The organism is Acidovorax sp. M14 (assembly GCF_049331375.1).
Taxonomy (GTDB): domain Bacteria; phylum Pseudomonadota; class Gammaproteobacteria; order Burkholderiales; family Burkholderiaceae_C; genus Acidovorax.
Window position 1 is genome coordinate 3,643,192 of record NZ_CP186263.1, and the last position, 18,707, is coordinate 3,661,898.

The following is an 18,707-nucleotide window of genomic DNA, read 5'->3' on the forward strand; positions in this document are numbered from 1 at the left end:
GGGCCTGCTCGCCCGCTGCATCCCGACCGCGCACGCCTTTGCCGGTCGGCCCTGCTGCCATGCTGCCCTGCCACCACCGCCATGCTGCCCATCGTTTTCTCGCACGCCAATAGTTTTCCGGCCAGCACCTACCGCGTGCTGTTCCAGCACCTCAAGACCCGGGGGTTTGAAGTCAGCGCGGTCGAGCGCTATGGCCACGACCCCAAGTACCCAGTAACCAGCAACTGGCCCCACCTGGTGCAGCAGTTGGCCGACTTTGCCGGCCCCGAGGTGCAGCGCCTCGGCCAGCGGGTGTTCCTGGTGGGCCATTCGCTGGGCGGATTCCTCAGCGTGATGGCGGCAGCGCGCCACCCCGAGCTGGTGCGCGGCGTGCTGCTGATCGACTCACCGCTCATTGGCGGCTGGAAGGCCAACGTGGTGGGCGTGGCCAAGCGGACCCAGGTGGTGGGCTCGATATCGCCAGGCCGCGTCAGCCGCCAGCGCCGCTTCAGCTGGGCCAGCAATGAAGAAGCGCTGGAGCACTTCCGAAAGAAAAAGGCGTTTGCCCGCTGGCACCCCGAGGTGTTGCACGATTACATCACCCATGGCCTGCAGGACCAGGACGGCAAACGCGTGCTGGGCTTCGACCGCGCGGTGGAAACGGCCATCTACAACACGCTGCCCCACAACCTGGGCCGGCTGCTGAGCAAACACCCGCTGCAGTGCCCGGCCGCCTTCATCGGCGGGCGCGACTCGGACGAGATGAAGCAGGTCGGGATGGCCATGACGCTGCGTGTGACCGAGGGCCGCACCATGATGCTGGACGGCAGCCACCTGTTCCCCATGGAGCAGCCCGTGGCCACGGCGGCCGCCATCGAGGCGGCCCTGCTCAACCTGGCCGCGCTCACGCCCCAGCAGCGCTGAACCGTTGCCAAGAACCTGTTCAAAGAGACCCCAGCCAGGGTCGCCGGGTTCTGCTTACCACCGATTTCAGACGTTTGGGGGCGAATAAGCAGCCGCCAGAGCCCCGGATCAGGGGAAACAGGGGACACACGCCACGCACCAATCCCCTACACTGGTGAAATTGTTACAGCGCGATACACCCGGCATGTCTGCACTGCCCTCGACGGCCGGGCGCTTACCCGCGCTCAGCTTTGCTCTTCTTGCCGCTTTTGTCATCGCCACAGCCGTTCGCACCCACAACGACACCACCATCGCCATCGTCATCGCCTCGGTGCTGATGTTTGCCTGCTGCTGGGCCAGCGCCGCGCACCTGCTGGGCCCCCGCGCAGCGCTGCAGTTTGTGTTGATTGCGGTCAGCCTGGGGTGGTTTGCGGAGCAGATGGGCTCCAGCCGGGGCTGGTTCTTCGGGCACTACACCTACACCGATGTGCTGGGCCCCCGCCTGCTGGATGTGCCGCTGGTGATCCCGATGATGTGGTTTGCGCTGACGTATGCGGGCTATGTGATCAGCAACCTCATCGTCTGGCAATCGGCGGTGGACGGCGCACCCGGCCTGGGCAATGCCGCCATGCTGTCATTTCTGGCGGCCATGATCGTGACTGCGTTCGACCTGGGCGCAGACCCCTACTTTGTGTACACCCTGAAGGCGTGGATCATGGCCAAGACCGATGGCGCCTGGTTTGGAGAAACCGTGCAGGGCTTTTTCGGCTGGGTGTTTGTGGCTTTTGTGATCGTCTTCGGCTTTCGCATGTCGGTGCGCCAGCGCCCGCTGCAGCCCGCCAGCCCCTTCCTGCGGCGCCACGCCATGGTGCCGCTGGCCATCTACGCGGCGGGCATGGTGTTCCAGATGATTCTGGGCAACCCGGTGGAGATCCGGACCATCGCCGCTTTCGCCTTGGGGATTCCGCTGCTGTGCGCGCTGGCGGGCTTCCAACGCTGGCGCGCTCCGGGTAAGGTCGCGCCATGACCGGAACCCACCCCAGCCCCCACCTGCCAGCCGCTGACTTGGCCCCCATGCAGCACCACGCCGATCCGCTGGCCGACGAGACCATCGCCAAGATCCTGGGGCCGTGGCCCCCCGGCGACGTGGCCGCCGACGCCCCGCAGTGGGCGCACATCAATACGGTCAACCTGCTTTTCAGCCAGTGGGCCGACAACGCCACGTTGACCCATTGGCAAGCAACAGAAGGCCCGGTGCAGGTGGGAGAAGGTGACAAATCCGCCAAAGGCTATGTGACTGCGGAGATGGCCGAGGCGCTGAACCACTATGTGCAGGCGGGGCAGGTGCTTCCCCCCTGGGCTGACGCCCACAAGATCGAGCGCGCTGAAAAACTGTTCATGGACCACGGTGCGCTATCGTGCATCCTGCTGTTCTGCGCCAGCCTGCCCGAGTGTTATGTGGTGCCGGACCTGTCGAGCGTGCTGCACACCACCGGCCAGCTGGAGCAGAACACCGAATACCGTATCCGCTCCACCGCCGCCATGATCTTCCCGGTGATGCTGCATGGCGGCCTCAGCCAACGCGGCGCCGGCGTGGCGCAGGTGCTCAAGGTGCGGCTGATCCACGCGACGGTGCGCAATCTCATCCTGCACGGCAGCCCCGAACATGCCATGGCGCAATGGCAGGCGGGTGGAGACGGCCTGGTCGTGCCTGGCGTTGCCCCCGCTGGCGGCGGTCGGTCCATGATGTACCAGACGCTTTATGCACGCGGCTGGAACCTCGCCGCCAAAGGTCTCCCTTGCAACCAGGAAGAGCTGGCCTACACGCTGCTGACCTTCGGCTACGTGTTCCTGCGCAGCCTGCGCCGGCTGGGTCTCGGGCTGCCCGCCCACGACGAGGAGGCCTACCTGCATGCCTGGAACGTGGTGGGCCACGTGCTGGGCATTGACCGCTCCCTGATGGTGGAGACCATGACCCAGGGCGATGTGCTGATGGAGCTCATGCAGGCGCGCGGCCGCGCCGAGCCGGTCACACCCGACCCGCGCCCGGCGCTGGGCCAGGCGCTGATGCAGACCATGGCCAACGCGCTGCCCTGGCGCATCGTCAAACCCTTCCCGCAGCTCATGACCCGCTACCTGTGCGGGCGCGAGACCGCCGAGGACCTGGGGCTGAACCAGCCTGTACCCTGGCTGTCGGCCCTGCTGTTCTGGGGTGTGCTCCTGCTGGCACGTTTGATCGATACCGTGGTCGGCATGCTGATGCCGCGTTTTTCGATCGTGCGCATGCTGACCCGGGCCCTGGGTTACCACTTCATGAGTCGGGTGCTGATGAGCCAGACGCGCCCATTGCAACTGCCCACCGAGCTGCTCAACCAGGTGGACACCGTGGTGCACAGCTGGAGCGACGACCCCAACGCCCCCGGATGGCTCAACCGCATCGAGGACCGGCTGACCACCTCCGGCAGCTGGAGCCGGGGCCTCGCCAGCAGGGCCCAGTCAACACAAGCAGGTGCAGCAGGCCAAGCACCTCAAGCCACCACGCCATAGCACCATCACCCATGCCTACCGCGCTGCGCAACCTCCCGATGCTGGCCCGCCTGTGGCGTGCGGGTTGCGGCGTGGCGAGCGTAGTGCTGTGCCTGCTGGTGCTCACCGCATTGCCCGGGCAAGTGCAGGCAGGCGAGCCTTTGGTGCTCACACACGACAGGCCGGAGGTGGACGCCTGGGAAGCCATCACACTCCAGGCCGACCCCACCTACCAGCTCTCGGTCGAGGACATGTTGAACCGCCTGGGCGAATTCAAACCGCCGGCGCGCCCTGGCAACTCGCTGGGCGTGCACAAGGCGGCCATGTGGCTACACATCCCCATCGTTGCGCGCGAGGCGCAGCGCACGTCCTGGGTGGTCAACCTCGGCTACAGCTCGCTGAGGGCCGACCTGTATCTGGCCCAGGGAGGCAAGTTGCTGCAGCAGGCCCGCGCACGCCAGTCCGACCCGGCGCAGCTGGCAGGCCGAACGCCTGCCATGGCCTTCGACCTGCAGCCCGGGCAACCGTACGACGTGCTGGTACGCGTGCAGGCCACGGGCCCGCTGATTCTGCCCATCACGGTCAGCGAAATGCCCATTCACCTGCGCCACGCCTTGGGTGAGCAGATCCTTCAAGGGCTTCTCAACGGACTGGCTTTTTGCCTGCTTGCATACAGCCTGATCCAGTGGGTCACGCAGCGGGACCGCATGTTCGGCTTTTATGCACTGGTCGTGCTGGGCAGTGCGGGCTTTTCGCTGCAGTTCTTTGGCATTGGCCCGCAGTATCTGTGGCCCAACAACCCTTGGATGGACCGGTACTCCGGCCCAGCAGCCGGGTTGATGGCGCTGACGGGATCGTTCCTTTTCCTCGGCCACACACTGGCTGGAGACAACCCCAACGGCCGGTACGCGCGCACCATGCGCGTGGGTGCAGGCATCACGGCAGCGGTGTGCATCGCCTTGGTGCTGGGCTGGTTGAGTGTGCCCTTTGCGATTGCGTTCATGAGCCTGGCGGGCGCACTACCCTCGCTCATCAGCCTTCCAGCAGCTCTAGCGCGCGTGCGGCAGAAAGACCCCATTGGCGCCACCCTGCTCGTGGCCTGGGTCGCCTTCGGCATCGCTGCCGGTGTGATGGTGTGCCTGGTGCAGGGCTGGGTAACGGCAAACTTCTGGACGCTGCACTCGTTCCAGATCGGTGCTACCCTGGACATGCTGCTGTTCTTCCGCGTGCTCGGCCTGCGCGCCCGGGCGGCCCAGGTTCAGGCCCAGGAGGCCATGCGCGAGCGCGATCTGATGCAGTCACTGGCCAACACCGATCCGCTCACCGGTCTGAGCAACCGGCGCGGTCTCCAGCACGCGTTGCACGCCGCGCTCGCCCACTGCTCGCCCCAGCGACTGGTTGCGGTCTACCTGATGGACCTGGATGGGTTCAAGCCGATCAACGACGCGCACGGCCATGATGTGGGGGACGACCTGCTGGTGGCCGTGGGCCACCGCCTCCTGGCCAATGTGCGTCACCAGACAGACCTGGTCGCACGGCTGGGCGGGGACGAGTTCATCATCATGGCCCGCGACTTGGCCACGCCCGAGCAGGCCGAGGACTTGGGCCGTTCGCTGCTGCGGGCCTTTGAGCATCCGCTCACGCTGAGCCATTTGCGCATCCAGGTGGGCCTGACCATCGGGTACGCGCTCGCGCCGCTGGACAGCGACGATCCGCAGGGCCTTCTGCGGTATGCAGATGCCGCGATGTACGCAGGCAAACAACGGGGCAAGCACTCGGTGCAGCGCATCCCTGCCACGGCAGCACTGGCATGACGACGATGCATCGTAACGCCCTGCCCCCTGGTCGGCCCACACTCCCACGCCCTCTGCTGTGGCTGCTGCTACTGGCAATCTCGCACGTGCTGGCCCTGCCCGCCACCGCGCGGGCCGCAGCCCCCGGCCCGCTCGTGCTGCCCGCCGACTCCCGCCCGGTCAACGTCTGGTCGGTAGCCACCCTACTGGCCGACCCTTCACAGCAATGGGGTGTGCAGGACGCGCTGGCACGTTTGCCCGAGTTTGCAGAGCCTCCAAGCCGGGGCGGCAGCCTGGGTGTGCGCAAGGAGGCCATCTGGCTGAGGGTGCCGCTGATGTCGCGCGTGGCGTCGGGCAATGAATGGATCGTGAACATCGACTTTGCGGTGCTCAATGAAGTCGACATCTACCTTACCAAGCAAGGCCAGCTGATTCAGCACGCGGCGCTGGGCAACTTGCGGCCTTACTCCGAGCGCCCGCTGCGCGGCCGCACCCCGGCGATGACGCTGGACCTGGCGGCGGACACGCCCTATGAGCTGCTAATCCGCGTACAGACTTCGGGCGCAATGATCCTGCCCATCACCCTGAGCAAGGCGCCCTATCTGGTGCACCGGTCTCTGCGCGAGCAGATGTTCCAGGGCGTGCTGGCAGGGCTGGCCCTGTGCTTGGTGGTCTACAGCTTTACCCAATGGGCTAGCCAGCGCGAGAAGCTGTTCCTCTACTACTGCATGCTGGTGGTGGGCAGTGCCGGTTTCTCGCTTCAGTTCTTCGGTGTGGGGACCCAATTCCTGTGGAGCGACCAGCTCTGGATCGAGGTCCACGCCGCAGGGGCGGCAGGGCTGCTGGCCATTGCGGGCTCGTTCCTCTTCATGGGCCATGCGCTCATGGGCCACATGCCCCACAGCCGGTTCTTGCGGGTGATGCAGGCTGGCGCAGTGCTGAGCCTCGTGCTGCTCGCGGCCTTCCTGGTCGATCTGATCAACACCCGGACCACCACCGCCATCATCAGCGTGCTGGGCCCCCTGCCCTCGCTCATCAGCCTTCCTATTGCCGTAGCACGTGCACGCCGGGGGGACTCCGTCAGCACCACGTTGCTCGCGGCCTGGGTCGCGTACTTCACGGCAGCCGTGACCATGGTGTGTCTGGTGCAAGGCCTGCTGCCGGTCAACTTCTGGACGCTGCACTCCTTCCAGCTCGGGGCGGCCGCCGACATGCTGCTGTTCCTGCGGGTGCTCGGTCAGCGCTCTGCCGCCTTGCGCCACGCAGCCTCTGAAGCGCTGCGCGAGCGCGACACCATGCGCTCTCTGGCCTACACCGACTCGCTCACCGGGCTCAGCAACCGGCGCGGCATGCAAATGGCGCTGCAGTCGGCGCTGGTACAGGCCAGTCCCCAACGATTGGTGGCCGTCTACCTCATGGACCTGGACGGTTTCAAGCCGGTCAACGACACCTATGGCCACGATGTGGGCGATGACCTGCTGGTGGCCGTGGGCCATCGGCTGCAGGCCAACGTGCGACAGCACACCGACATGGTAGCCCGCCTGGGCGGCGACGAGTTCATCGTCATGGCACGAGAGCTGGCAACGCCTGAGCAAGCCCATGAATTGGGGCGTGCCTTGCTGTATGCGTTTGAACAGCCATTCCGGCTGAGCCACCTGTCCATTCAGGTGGGCCTCACCATCGGCTACGCACTGGCACCGTTGGACAGCGACGATGCGCAGCATCTGGTCCGGCTGGCGGATGCCGCCATGTATGCAGGCAAGGAGAGCGGCAAACACTGCATCCGTCGCAATCCGGGCGAACTGGCGCTGCCCTCATGACCTACACGCGCCTCATTGGCTTTGGTCACCGCCCGGTTCTGGCAAGCTGGTGGCGGGTGGCCTGCCTGCTGGTGGTACTGTGTCTGCTACAGGGAGCATTCCCGACCAGCGCCCGGGCTGCGCCCCTCGAACTGCGGGATGACCTGCTCTCCATCGAGGCCTGGCCCGCAGTCACCGTGCTGCCAGACCCCACCGGCACCTTGCTCGTGAATGATGTTCTTGCGGAATTGGCCCGCTTTCAAACCCCACCCGGCACCAGCGGCACCCTGGGCGTGCGGGCGGAACCGGTGTGGGTGCGCATCCCGGTCACCGTGCCGGTGGCATCCAATGGCCTGTGGGTGCTGGATATCGACTATCCCGTGCTGCAGCGCATCGAGGTGTACCTGGCTACAGACGGTCACGTCACCCAGCAGGCCACGCTGGGCAGCCTGCAGCCCTACACCCAGCGCCCGCTGCGCAGCCGCACGCACGCCCTGCCGCTGACCATGCTGCCGGGGCACGCCTACGAGCTGCTGCTGCGGGTGGAAACCCGGGGCGCGATGGTGTTGCCCATCACCCTGAACAAACCCACCACCTGGCACAGCAAGGCCTTGAACGAGCAGATGCTGCAGGGCATTCTCACGGGGCTGGCGCTGTGCCTGCTGATCTACAGCCTGGCGCAGTGGCTCAATTTGCGGGACGTGCTGTTCATCCAGTACGCACTGCTCATCACGGGCAGCCTGCTGTTTTCGCTGCACCTGTTTGGCCTGGGCACCCAATACCTGTGGCGCGACATGCCTTGGGCGGAACTGCATGCCGCCAGCCTGGCCGCGCTCACAGCCACCTGCGGCTCCTTCCTTTTCATCAGCCAGGCCCTGGCCGGTGACCGGCCCCGCAGCCGGCTGCTGCGCAGCATGCGGGGCGGTGCTGTGCTGTGCGTGGTGCTGGCCGCACTCTATGCCCTCGACCTGCTCAGCACCCGCGCAGTGACGGGCATCGTCAGCATCCTGGGGCTGGTGCCTGCGCTCATGGGCATCCCGGGGGCGGTGCGCCGCGCACGGCTGGGAGACCCGGTCGGATCCACGCTGCTACTCGCCTGGCTGGTGTACTTTCTGGCGACTGCCACGGTCATCGGCGTGATCCAGGGATGGGTACCTGTGAATTTCTGGACGCTGCACTCCTTCCAGTTTGGCGCCACGCTGGACATGCTGCTGTTCATGCGCGTGCTGGGCCTGCGCACCAAGGCCCTTCGCCTGGAGGCACTGGACGCCAACCGCGAGCGCGACGTGATGCGCTCGCTCGCCCACACCGATCCGCTCACCGGCCTGCCCAACCGGCGCGGGCTCAACATCTCGCTCGCGTCCGCGCTTTCGCGTTGCAGTGCCGAAAAAATGCTCGCGGTGTACGTGATGGACCTGGACGGATTCAAGCCCGTCAACGATCAGCACGGCCACGACGTGGGCGACGAACTGCTCGTGGCCGTGACAAGGCGCCTGCAGGGCCATGTGCGCCAAAGTGACCTGGTGGCGCGCCTGGGCGGGGACGAGTTCGTGGTGATGGCCGGACAGTTGCAGAGCCTGCAACAGGCACAGGAGCTGGGGCACAAGCTGCTGGACGCGTTCCGTTCGCCGTTTTCGCTGAACAACGTGCAGGTGGAGATTGGTCTGACCATTGGGTACGCCATCGCACCACACGACAGCACTGACGCGATTGGCCTGCTCAAACTGGCCGACGCCGCCATGTACAGCGGCAAACAGGGCGGCAAGTTCTGCCTGCGGCGCAATACGGGCGACCTCGCACTATCCTCCGCCTGACAGGCCTGTCCTGCAGACACCGATGCAGGCCAACAACATGCGCCTGCCATTTCCCTCTGGTCAAAGCGATCCGGCTCCGGTACACCCGGGGCTTCGCAACTTCCTGAAGGATCGCTCGCCATGGCCCATCGCAAAAGTTCGGCCCGCCTCGCCAAAGACGCACGCGTCGCGCACTTTTTATCTTTGGCGGCAAAACAGCCGGCATTGAGCGCTGCGCAGGCCAGCGCACCGGTACTCACCTGGGAGGCGGTGGCCGCACTGGAGGCGCGGATCGTCGGGCGCATCGTGCTGCCCTCCAGCCCCGACTACAACGCTGCGCGGCAGGAGTCGAACCCGGCCTTTCAGTCGTACCCGGAGATCATCGTCTTTTGCGCCTGCGAAAACGATGTACTGGAGTGCCTGGCCGTGGCCCGCACCTACGGCGTGTGGGTGGCCGTGCGTTGTGGCGGCCACAGCACGGCAGGCTACTCGGTCAACAGCGGCATGGTGGTGGACCTGAGCGACTTGCAGGGCGTGGTGCTGGACCCAGCGCGCGAACGCGTGCACGTGCTGCCCGGCACCAACTTCGACCACTTCAACGGCGCCATGAACCATACGGGCTGGCACGTGCCCACGGGCGCCTGTGGCAGCGTGTGCGTGGGGGGTTTTGTGCAAGGCGGCGGTTACGGCTACACCTCGCGCGCGTTCGGCATCCAGAGCGATCTGGTGGACTCCTTCCGTGTGGCGCAGGCCAACGGCACCATCATCACCGCCAGCGCGCAGGAGCACCCCGACCTCTACTGGGCCCTGCGCGGCGGCACGGGCGGCAACTTTGGCGTGGTGCTGCAGGTGACCTACCGCATGCAGCGGCTGGACCAGGTGTGGGCCTGGGCCATCAGCTGGGACGCCGTGCACGCGGCCCAGGTACTCACGCTGATGCAGGCTGGCTACATGAAGACCGGTGCGCCCGATGCCTTGGGCTACATGATGAACCTGGGCTTCCAGAACAGTGTGCCTGTGTACATGGTGCAGGGCATGTTCTGCGGCAGCCGCGAGGAAGGGCTGGCAGCCATTGCGCCGCTGATGGCCATCCCCAGCGCGCAGTTGCTGGTGGACAAGACCGGCACCTACCCCGACATGAACGTGTGGCTGGAAGACCACCCCTACACCCTGCCCGACAACCTGCCGGACGGCATCGCCGAAACCAAGGCCAGCGGATACATCAATACCCGGCTCTCGCCCGCCGACTGGCAGCGCATCATCGACTACTTCAAGACCTCGCCCAACCCCTGGTCGCTGGCTTACCTGGAGCCCTACGGCGGCGCCATCAACCGCTACCCGGTGGGCGACAGCGCCTTTGTGCATCGCAATGTGGACGCTGACCTGGTGGTGGATGTGTTCTGGCGCAACCCGGCGGAGCGCGCCCAGATGGAAGCCTGGCTCGACGGCTTCATGCAGCTGGTGCGGCCATTCCTGAACGGCCACGTGTACCAGAACTATCCGGATGCGCGGCTGACCGACTTTGCCTCGGCCTATTGGGGCCCCGCCTACCCGCAGCTTCAGCGGATCAAGGCGGCCTACGACCCTGGCAACTTCTTCCACTTCCAGCAAAGCATTCGGCTGCCGTAACGCGCCAATGCGGTGATGCGGTGAGTTGATGCACCTGCCCCGAGGGGGCACGCTAAGAGGCCCGGTAGATCAGGACGTCTGCGCGTAATGCAGGCGGCCCTTGCCTGCCCGCTTGGCTGCGTACATGGCCTGGTCGGCGCGGTTCATCAGCGCGTCGATGTCTCCCTCCAGCGGGGGGTACACCGCCACACCAATGCTGGCGCCAATGCGCAGCTCGCGTCCGTCCACCTTCATGCCCTGCTGCAGGGCGTCGATGATGCGGTGGCCGATGGTATCTGTGACCTCACGCGTCACCTCGCGGTCCAGCATCACCAGAAACTCGTCGCCCCCAAGCCGCGCCATGGTGTCGCCTGCACGCACCGTGCTGGCAATGCGCTGGGCCACGATGCGCAGCACCTCATCGCCCGCGCGGTGGCCTTCGGCGTCGTTCACGTGCTTGAACCCGTCGAGGTCAATGAACAACAGCGCCACCGAGCCGTCTGTGTGCCGCGCATGCAGCAGCGACTGCTCCAGCCGCCCCTGGAAAGCAGCGCGGTTGAGCAACCCGGTCAGCGAGTCGTGGTTGGCCAGGTAGTGCTGCTGCCGCGCGATCTGGATCTTGGCGGACACATCCTGCACCAGCGCCATGATCGAGGTCACCTGGCCGTCCGCGTCGGTCAGGGCAGAGTTGAACCACTCACAGTGCACCTCGGTGCCATCGCTGCGAACAAAGCAGGTCTCTGCTCTGTTCTGCGACTCCTGGCCGGACTGCAGCCGCTGCAGCGCCTGCTGCAGGCTGTCGTCCATCGATGCGGGGGCCAGCAGGTCCGTCAGCAGCCGCCCCTCCAGCCCCGCCACATGCAGCCAGCCCAGCAGTTGCACCGCACGCTGCGAGCAATGCAGCAGCTGCAGCTGGTGGTCCATCTCCACCACGGCCAGGGGGCTGTTCTCCATGTGGGACGACAGGCGCTGGTTGGCAGCGCGCAGCGCATTCATGGTGACCTGCAGCTCGTGCACGTCCAGCGCCGTGGTGATGAAACCGTCGATCGCGCCTTGCGGGTTGTGCCAGGGCGTCAGGCAGATGGTGCGCCACTCGTCAAAGCCATAGGGCGTTCGCAGCATGCGCTGGTACTGCACCCGCTCGCCGCTGAGCACCCGGTTCACAAAGGGCATGAAACGGGCGCAATCCTGCTCGCCATACACCTCCACCAGCGTCTTGCCGACCAGTTCCTCCGGCACGGTGCCGAACCAGCGCGCGTATTCGTCGTTCACATAGATCATCGACAGGCTGCGGTCGATCACGGCCATGGTGGCGCCCGCGCTGCGGGTGATCACATCCAGCAGGTCTGCCTTGGACCACACCTTCTGGCGGGCGGTCTCCGGGTGCGTGGACAACTCAGGCGCTTCTGGCGTCATGCGGCAATACCCCAGTGGGGGAGAGGATCAGCGAAGAGGCGGCCTCACACACCGTGAACGGGTGATGGCACAGGGTGCGGCCGCCTGGGCGTAACTGTCTGTGAGCGGCAGCTTAGCACTTTCGCCAGCCGCTCCCTCTCCCAGCCAACCCTTGCCGCCGGGGACGGCCTAGCGGCAGCAGCGGTAAGCCAGCCCCACCGAAACCGAGTAACCCACCGGCTGCACGGTCAGCGGACTGCGGCGCGCATCGCCCTGCAGCTGCGACACCCGGGCCGCGCCCAGCACCACCCAGTGACGGTTGAGCGCCGTCATCACCTCCACCCCGGCATCGACGCTGTAAAGCCCACCACGTGGCTCGAACGCGGGCAAGGGGCTGTTGCTGCCCGCAGGCACCCCGAAATGGCCTCGCAGGTAGGTGCGGTCCCCAAAGCTCGCGCCCGCCCCGAAGCTGACCTTGGTCTGCTCCGTCACGGGCCAGGTGTAGCCAATGCTGGTGGACCACTGCGCGCCACCGTCACGGCCCAGGATGTCTTGCGAGACCCCGGCGCCCACGGCCCAGCGGTCGGTGATGGCATAGCCCGCGCTGATCCGCGCCCGCAAGGTGGACCGCACCGACGGCAGCCCCACCAGAATGGGCGCATCCGACCCATCGCGGCCCTTGTCGATGCGCAAGGCTGCGCTCAGGCTGAAGCGGTCGCTCTGCGCCAGCGTGGCGCTGGCGCCGGACTCGCGGGGCCCCAGGCCATGGCCCATGAAGGCGCTACCGCGCGAGGTGCTCAGGCGAAACCGGCCGTACTCGATGGCCCAGGCGGGACGCAGGCTGTTCTTGCGGCCGTCGCCACCCGCATAGTCGGGGCTGCTGCCCACGATGGCGCCAATCGCGTAGTTGAATTTGGGAGCAGCGGCCTGCTGGCTCTCTGCCTTGTCGGACACAGCGGTGTCCGTGCCGGGAGTCTCCGGCAAGCCCTGGGCGCCCACCCAGGGGCTGACACACAAGCCCGCGAGCGCCATCGCCCGCAAGGAAATCAAGGAAGCGGAGACTCGACCGGTAGTGAAACGCATGGCCCGATTATCAGTCGGCCCACTGCACCCAGCCCGTCCACGCAGTCACCAGAACAATGACGCCGAACACGATGCGGTAATAGGCAAACGGCACAAAGCTGTGGGTACTGATATAGCGCAACAACCAGCGCACGCACAGCCAGGCGCTGAGGAAGGAGAACACCAGCCCCGTGGCAAACAGCGGAATGTCGGCTGCCGACAGCAGCGCGCGCTCCTTGTAAAGGCTGTACACCCCGGCCCCGATCAGCGTGGGAATGGCCAGAAAGAACGAAAAATCAGTCGCTGCCTGGCGCGACAGGCCCAGCAGCATGCCCCCGATGATGGTGGCCCCGCTGCGGCTGGTACCCGGAATCATGGCCAGGCATTGCACCAGGCCGACCTTGAGGGCATCCAGCGGCGTCATCGCGTCCACGCTATGGATGCGGGTGGCCGAGGGCGGTCGCCGCTCGGCCCACAGGATGATGAAGCCGCCAATGATGAAAGTGCTGGCCACCACCACGGGCGTGAACAGGTGCGCCTTGATGGCCTTGCCAAACAGCAGCCCCAGCACCACGGCGGGCACGAAGGCGATGAACACGTTGAGCGCAAACCGCTGCGCCTGGCGCTCGGTGGGCAGGGCCACCAGCGTGGAGCGGATCTTGGCCCAGTACACCAGGATCACCGCAAAAATGGCCCCCGTCTGGATGGCAATGTCGAACACCTTGGCCTTGGCATCGTCAAACCCCAGCAGCGACCCGGCGAGGATCAGGTGCCCGGTAGAAGAGATGGGCAAAAACTCCGTCAACCCCTCGACCACCCCCATGATGGCGGCCTTGACCAGCAATACAACGTCCACGCGCACTCCTTGCAAATAGGTGCGGGATTATCCGCCGGGCATGCTGGGGCAGCGGGCGGCGGGGCCCGTCTGTCACCTGTGCGGGCCGCTTTCAGCGCAAAAACGGCCCGCAACTCACGCCACGCCCGTGCATTTCACGGCCCGAAGGCTGCATTTCGTCGCAAGGCACTGGCTGCCTCTGGGGGCTCCCGGCACAGTCCACCCCATCGAACCCGCCAGGAGCCCCCACCATGCAAATCACGCCTGTCATCGCCATCCACATGGCCGCCGCACTGGCGGCCGTTGCCATCGGCCCCATTGCCCTCTGGGCCCGCCAAGGCGCCACGCAGCGCCCCCGTATTCACCGCGCGGCCGGCTACGCCTGGGTGACCCTGATGGTCGCCACTGCCGTGTCGGCCCTCTTCATTTCCGGCGGCGGCGGGCCGCGCCTGGGCAGCTTTGGGCTCATTCACCTGCTGATCCCGGTAACGCTGGGGATGCTGGTCATGGCCTTTGTCTATCTGGCCCGCCGCAACGTCGTAGGCCACCGCAAGATGATGCAGCGCACCTACATCGGCGCCTGCGTGGTCGCCGGGGTGTTCACGTTGCTGCCAGGGCGTTTTCTGGGCCACACGGTCTGGTCCGCACTCGGACTGATTTGACCCCCCTCCCTTCATTGTTTACAGGACGACCACCATGCTGCTCAACCTCCTTGTCCAACAACCCCAGATGCTGGGTCGCATCATCGAAAACACGCCCTACTGGGTCTGGGCCCTGCTGGCCGGTCTGCTCTGGCTGGGCGGCAGCCAGCTGCTGGCCCGCAACGTGAGCCTGGTGCGGGCCATGGTCATGCCGGTGGCGATGACCGGTCTGTCGGTGTACGGCATCGTCTCGGCCTTTGGCGCCGCAGGCCAGGCCCTGCTGCCGGTGGGCGCCTGGCTGGTGGCCGCCGTATTCATCGCCAGCGTGGCGCTGTGGCTGCAACCCTCAGCGCCCCAGGGCACGCTGTACGAAAGCAAGTCGCGCTGCTTCTACATTCCAGGCAGTGCCATGCCGCTGGCCCTGATCCTGGGCATCTTCCTCACCAAATACCTCGTGGGGGTGGAACTGGCCCTGCAACCCGCGCTGGCCCGTGACAGCGGCTTTGCGCTGCAGATTGCTGCGCTGTATGGCGTGTTCAACGGCCTGTTTGCGGCCCGCGCACTGCGGCTGTGGAAGCTGGTGCAACGCAGCGCCCCCCTGGCCACATCGCCCGCCACCGCCTGAGCCCCCATAACCATCCCTCTGCACAGGAGCATCCCATGCGCAACCACACTCTCACGACCGACCCCATCGAACGCCTGGCCCGCCGCCGTGCCGGGGCCAAAATGGGCTGGCACATCCATGCCAGCGTGTACCTCCTCGTCAACCTGCTGCTGGTCGCCTTGTCGGTGGGCAGCGGGCGGCACTGGGCGGTGTTCCCCGCTCTGGGCTGGGGCATCGGCCTGGCCATCCATGGCATGGTGGTGTTCTTTCTGGCGGGCGGCAGCAACCTGCACGAGCGCATGGTGCAGGCAGAACGTGACCGCCTGTCTGCTGCGCAAACCCCTCGCTGATCGGCTGACGATGACCTCCAATTACAAAAACACGGCCATGACCAAAACCTGGATGGCCTGGTGCCTGGCCTTGCTGGCCGCCGCGGTCATCACGGCCAACCCTGCCCATGCGGGCGTGGGCCTCGCAGAGTTGCCCGGACAGCAGGGCGACGGCCCCGTCACGGTGTTCTACCCCGCACAAGAGGCCGACCAGCCCGTGCAGCGCGGCCCCTTTGCGCTGCAGCTGGCCTGGCAGGGCACTCCCGTGCCTGGCAACGGCCGACTGGTGGTGGTGTCGCACGGCTCGGGCGGCAGCCCCTGGGTACACACCGACCTGGCGCGTGCGCTGGTGCGGGCCGGGTTTGTGGTGGCCCTGCCAGAGCATGCGGGCGACAACTACAAAGACCACTCTACCCCGGGCCCGGAGAGCTGGAAGCGCCGCCCCGCCGAAGTCTCCCGCGCCGTGGACGCCGTGGCGCAGGATGCACGCTTGGCACCGCTGCTGGCGCTGGACAAGGTGGGCGTTTTCGGAGGCTCGGCCGGGGGCCACACCGCCCTGGTTTTTGCCGGGGGGCAATGGTCGCCCGCCCGCTTCAAGCAGCACTGCGAGGCCCATCTGGCGGAGGATTTTTCATCCTGCGTCGGCTTCACCACCCGCCTGCACGGCAACTGGCTGGACGGCATCAAAAAGGCCGTGGCCATCACCATCATCCGCCATCGGTTTGGCGACGAGACGCTGTATGCACACACCGACCCGCGCGTGGCGGCCACGATTGCCGTAGTGCCGTTTGCAGCCGACTTCGACATGGGCAGTCTGGCCACCCCCCGCATCGCGCTAGGGCTCATCACCGCAGGCAAGGACGTGAACCAGATCCCACACTTTCACAGCAGCGCCGTGCTGGCCGCGTGCCAGGACCGCTGCACCCACATTGCCGACCTGCAGGACGGCAGCCACGGCATCATGCTGTCGCCCATGCCGCCGCTGGACCGCATGAACGACCTGACCCGGGAGCTGCTGGGCGATCCGCCCGGCTTTGACCGCAGCGTGCTGCCGCAGGTGGATGCAAGCACCGTGGCGTTCTTTGCCAAGCATCTGCAGCCGCTGAAACCGGCGACGGCCTCGCAACGCCCATGACAGTGCCCATGCTGGCGCGTTGTCGCGTCCGTTGCGCCGCCTAGAATGCCAAGCTCCATGCCCATGACACCCGAAGACCTCGACCGACTCGCCCGCCGCCGCGCCAACGCCAAGCTGGGCTGGTACGTGCATGCGATGGCCTTTGTGCTGGTCAACGCCCTCATCTTTGCCATGTCGCGCTATGCGTTTGGCACCCGCCCGTGGTCGGTGTACCCGCTGCTGGGCTGGGGGCTGGGGCTGGTGCTGCATGGGGTGTCGGTGTTTTTGCTGGGCACTGGCAGCGGCCTGCGCGAGCGCATGGTGCAGCGCGAGCGCGAGGCCCTGCAGCGCCGCCAAGACCGGCCATGAAGCTGCACCGCGAGTTCAACGGGGTCAGCAAGCTGCGGCACTACCTGCAGGTGGTGGCCTTCACCCTGGTGGTGGCCACCATCCAGTGCACGTTCATGCCCGACAAGCCTTACGGGCCGCCGGTGGTGTATTCGGTGCTGATCGGCACCTTCACCTGGGCCATCATCGACCTGGGGCGGGAGCTGATACCGTCCGCTGCCGAAACCGGCTGGCCGCACGGCTGGCAGGGCATTGCGCTGGTCCTGGTGGGCATCGTCGTTGGCTACCTGGCCGGCACCTTGCTGGCCGACACGCTGTGCGTGCACTACTTTCACTTCTACCCGGCGGGCTCCTTGATCTCCGGCGCTGACCAGCGCACGTCCATCCTCATCACCGCCATTGCGGGGCTGGTGGGCACGTTCTACTTCTACGCGGTCAACAAGTCGGCGTACCTGGAAGGCAAGATGGCCGAGGCGCGCATGCACGCCAGCGAATCGCGCCTGAAGCTGCTGGAGACACAGCTGGAACCCCACATGCTGTTCAACACCCTGGCCAACCTGCGCGTGCTCATCGGCACCGACCCGGCCCGGGCGCAGCACATGCTGGACCGCATGATTGCCTACCTGCGCGCCACGCTCAGCGCATCGCGCAGCACCCAGCACCCGCTGGCCCTGGAGTTTGAGCGCCTGCGCGACTACCTGGAGTTGATGGCCGTGCGCATGGGACCGCGCCTGGCCTACACCCTGGACCTGCCCGAGGCCCTGCGCGATGTGCCGGTGCCGCCCCTGCTGCTGCAGCCGCTGGTGGAGAACGCCATCCGCCACGGGCTGGAGCCCCAGGTGGAAGGCGGCCACATCACCGTGCGCGCCACCACCCAGGAGAGCCCCCACGGCCCGTTGCTGGTCATCGAGGTGCAAGACACCGGCGCAGGCCTGCCCGCCACACTGCCCGCCCCGGGCCCCGGCCAGAGCTTTGGCCTGGCCCAGGTGCGCGAACGCCTGGCCACGCTGCACGGTTTCGCAGGCGCTCTTGAATTGATAGCTGTTCAGCCAAGCGGTACTAGCGCTACCGTCACTTTTCCCTTGAAATCTGCCGACACACCATGACAGAGCCCGTGCCACGCGCCCTGATTGCCGAAGATGAACCGCTGCTGGCCGCCGCCCTGCAGCAAGACCTGGCCCGCGCATGGCCAGAGCTGCAAGTGGTGGCCCTGGTGGGCGACGGCCGCTCGGCGGTGCGGCAGGCGCTGGACTTGCGGCCCGACGTGCTGTTCTTCGACATCCGCATGCCCGGCCAGAGCGGCATCGAGGCGGCCGCCGAACTGGCCGACGCATGGCCGGATGACCTGCCCTTTCCGGCGCTGGTGTTTGCCACGGCCTACGACCAGTACGCCGTGCAGGCGTTTGAAGCGCAGGCGGTGGACTACCTGCTCAAACCCATCCAGGCCGACCGGCTGGCGCGCACCGTGGCCAAGGTGCAGGGCGTGCTGGCCCAGCGCGCCTCAGCCGTTGCAGCAACCGGTGCGCCACCCGCTGCACCTTCGGCGGCGTTGTCCTCACCCGAACTCGAAGCCACCATGGCCCAGCTGCGCGCGCTGCTGGGCGCGCCCGGCGTGGGCACTGCACCCGCCGCCGCGCCTGCCACCGCCGCAACGCGGCTGAATGTGATCCAGGCCAGCCACGGCACGCAGATCCACATGGTGCCGGTGGCGGACGTTGTGTACTTCGAGGCGGCCGACAAGTACGTGCGAGTGCTCACGGCCGAGCGTGAATACCTGATCCGCACCGCGCTCAAGGAGCTGATCGAGCAGCTCGACCCGCAGGAGTTCTGGCAGGTGCACCGCAGCACCCTCGTGCGCGCCACGGCCATTGCCACCGTCACGCGCGACGAGGCGGGCAAGCAGCACATCAGCCTGCGCGGGCGGCCCGAGCGGCTGCCGGTGAGCCGCCTCTACGCGCACCTGTTCAAGGCGATGTAG

At 66.5% G+C, this 18,707-nt stretch carries 17 protein-coding genes; 14 read left to right on the forward strand and 3 right to left on the reverse strand.

The window, feature by feature from the left end; all coding sequences use genetic code 11:
- Positions 1–81: 81 nt before the first annotated feature.
- From ACOYR4_RS17000 to ACOYR4_RS17030, 7 genes are all read left to right on the forward strand, one after another.
- On the forward strand, positions 82–903 hold the full coding sequence (locus ACOYR4_RS17000; RefSeq protein ID WP_422847409.1) for an alpha/beta fold hydrolase: 822 nt from the start codon (positions 82–84) through the stop codon (positions 901–903).
- A gap of 184 nt (positions 904–1,087) precedes the next feature.
- The gene (locus ACOYR4_RS17005; RefSeq protein ID WP_422847410.1) at positions 1,088–1,909 is read left to right on the forward strand and encodes a carotenoid biosynthesis protein; all 822 of its coding nucleotides are present in this window, start codon (positions 1,088–1,090) and stop codon (positions 1,907–1,909) included.
- Positions 1,906–3,429, forward strand: a complete 1,524-nt coding sequence (locus ACOYR4_RS17010; protein ID WP_422847411.1) for an oxygenase MpaB family protein — start codon at positions 1,906–1,908, stop codon at positions 3,427–3,429. The genes ACOYR4_RS17005 and ACOYR4_RS17010 overlap by 4 nt, the downstream gene beginning before the upstream one ends.
- Positions 3,430–3,440: 11 nt before the next feature.
- Complete coding sequence (locus ACOYR4_RS17015) at positions 3,441–5,222, forward strand: diguanylate cyclase domain-containing protein (RefSeq protein WP_422847412.1); 1,782 nt, start codon at positions 3,441–3,443, stop codon at positions 5,220–5,222.
- Positions 5,223–5,227: 5 nt separating this feature from the next.
- The gene (locus tag ACOYR4_RS17020) at positions 5,228–7,021 is read left to right on the forward strand and encodes a diguanylate cyclase domain-containing protein (protein ID WP_422849680.1); all 1,794 of its coding nucleotides are present in this window, start codon (positions 5,228–5,230) and stop codon (positions 7,019–7,021) included.
- Positions 7,018–8,814, forward strand: coding sequence for a diguanylate cyclase domain-containing protein (locus ACOYR4_RS17025; RefSeq protein WP_422847413.1), 1,797 nt, complete (start codon positions 7,018–7,020; stop codon positions 8,812–8,814). Before ACOYR4_RS17020 ends, ACOYR4_RS17025 begins: the two co-directional genes overlap by 4 nt.
- A gap of 120 nt (positions 8,815–8,934) precedes the next feature.
- Positions 8,935–10,422 (forward strand): FAD-binding oxidoreductase, encoded by a 1,488-nt coding sequence (locus ACOYR4_RS17030; RefSeq protein WP_422847414.1) that lies wholly within the window; start codon positions 8,935–8,937, stop codon positions 10,420–10,422.
- 69 nt (positions 10,423–10,491) lie between these two features.
- On the opposite strand, the gene ACOYR4_RS17035 is transcribed toward ACOYR4_RS17030, so the two are convergent.
- From ACOYR4_RS17035 to ACOYR4_RS17045, 3 genes are all read right to left on the reverse strand, one after another.
- The gene (locus ACOYR4_RS17035) at positions 10,492–11,817 is read right to left on the reverse strand and encodes a diguanylate cyclase domain-containing protein (RefSeq protein ID WP_422847415.1); all 1,326 of its coding nucleotides are present in this window, start codon (positions 11,815–11,817) and stop codon (positions 10,492–10,494) included.
- A gap of 168 nt (positions 11,818–11,985) precedes the next feature.
- Positions 11,986–12,879 (reverse strand): MipA/OmpV family protein, encoded by an 894-nt coding sequence (locus ACOYR4_RS17040; protein WP_422847416.1) that lies wholly within the window; start codon positions 12,877–12,879, stop codon positions 11,986–11,988.
- 10 nt (positions 12,880–12,889) lie between these two features.
- Positions 12,890–13,714: an undecaprenyl-diphosphate phosphatase gene (locus ACOYR4_RS17045; protein WP_343736107.1), complete on the reverse strand. Its 825-nt coding sequence runs from the start codon at positions 13,712–13,714 to the stop codon at positions 12,890–12,892.
- A 230-nt stretch (positions 13,715–13,944) separates the two neighbouring features.
- On the opposite strand from ACOYR4_RS17045, the gene ACOYR4_RS17050 reads away from it, so the two are divergent.
- The 7 genes from ACOYR4_RS17050 to ACOYR4_RS17080 are packed head-to-tail and all read left to right on the forward strand — an operon-like array spanning position 13,945 to position 18,707.
- Entirely contained in the window at positions 13,945–14,355 is a 411-nt protein-coding gene (locus ACOYR4_RS17050) for a DUF2306 domain-containing protein (protein WP_015015202.1), read from the forward strand.
- Positions 14,356–14,389: 34 nt separating this feature from the next.
- Positions 14,390–14,959, forward strand: coding sequence for a DUF6622 family protein (locus ACOYR4_RS17055; RefSeq protein ID WP_422847417.1), 570 nt, complete (start codon positions 14,390–14,392; stop codon positions 14,957–14,959).
- A 35-nt stretch (positions 14,960–14,994) separates the two neighbouring features.
- Complete coding sequence (locus ACOYR4_RS17060; RefSeq protein WP_422847418.1) at positions 14,995–15,288, forward strand: 2TM domain-containing protein; 294 nt, start codon at positions 14,995–14,997, stop codon at positions 15,286–15,288.
- Between the two features lie 37 nt (positions 15,289–15,325).
- The gene (locus tag ACOYR4_RS17065; RefSeq protein WP_422847419.1) at positions 15,326–16,402 is read left to right on the forward strand and encodes an alpha/beta hydrolase family protein; all 1,077 of its coding nucleotides are present in this window, start codon (positions 15,326–15,328) and stop codon (positions 16,400–16,402) included.
- A 57-nt stretch (positions 16,403–16,459) separates the two neighbouring features.
- Complete coding sequence (locus ACOYR4_RS17070) at positions 16,460–16,750, forward strand: 2TM domain-containing protein (RefSeq protein ID WP_015015206.1); 291 nt, start codon at positions 16,460–16,462, stop codon at positions 16,748–16,750.
- Positions 16,747–17,835: a sensor histidine kinase gene (locus ACOYR4_RS17075; protein WP_422847420.1), complete on the forward strand. Its 1,089-nt coding sequence runs from the start codon at positions 16,747–16,749 to the stop codon at positions 17,833–17,835. The genes ACOYR4_RS17070 and ACOYR4_RS17075 overlap by 4 nt, the downstream gene beginning before the upstream one ends.
- Positions 17,832–18,707, forward strand: a complete 876-nt coding sequence (locus ACOYR4_RS17080; RefSeq protein ID WP_422847421.1) for a LytR/AlgR family response regulator transcription factor — start codon at positions 17,832–17,834, stop codon at positions 18,705–18,707. The genes ACOYR4_RS17075 and ACOYR4_RS17080 overlap by 4 nt, the downstream gene beginning before the upstream one ends.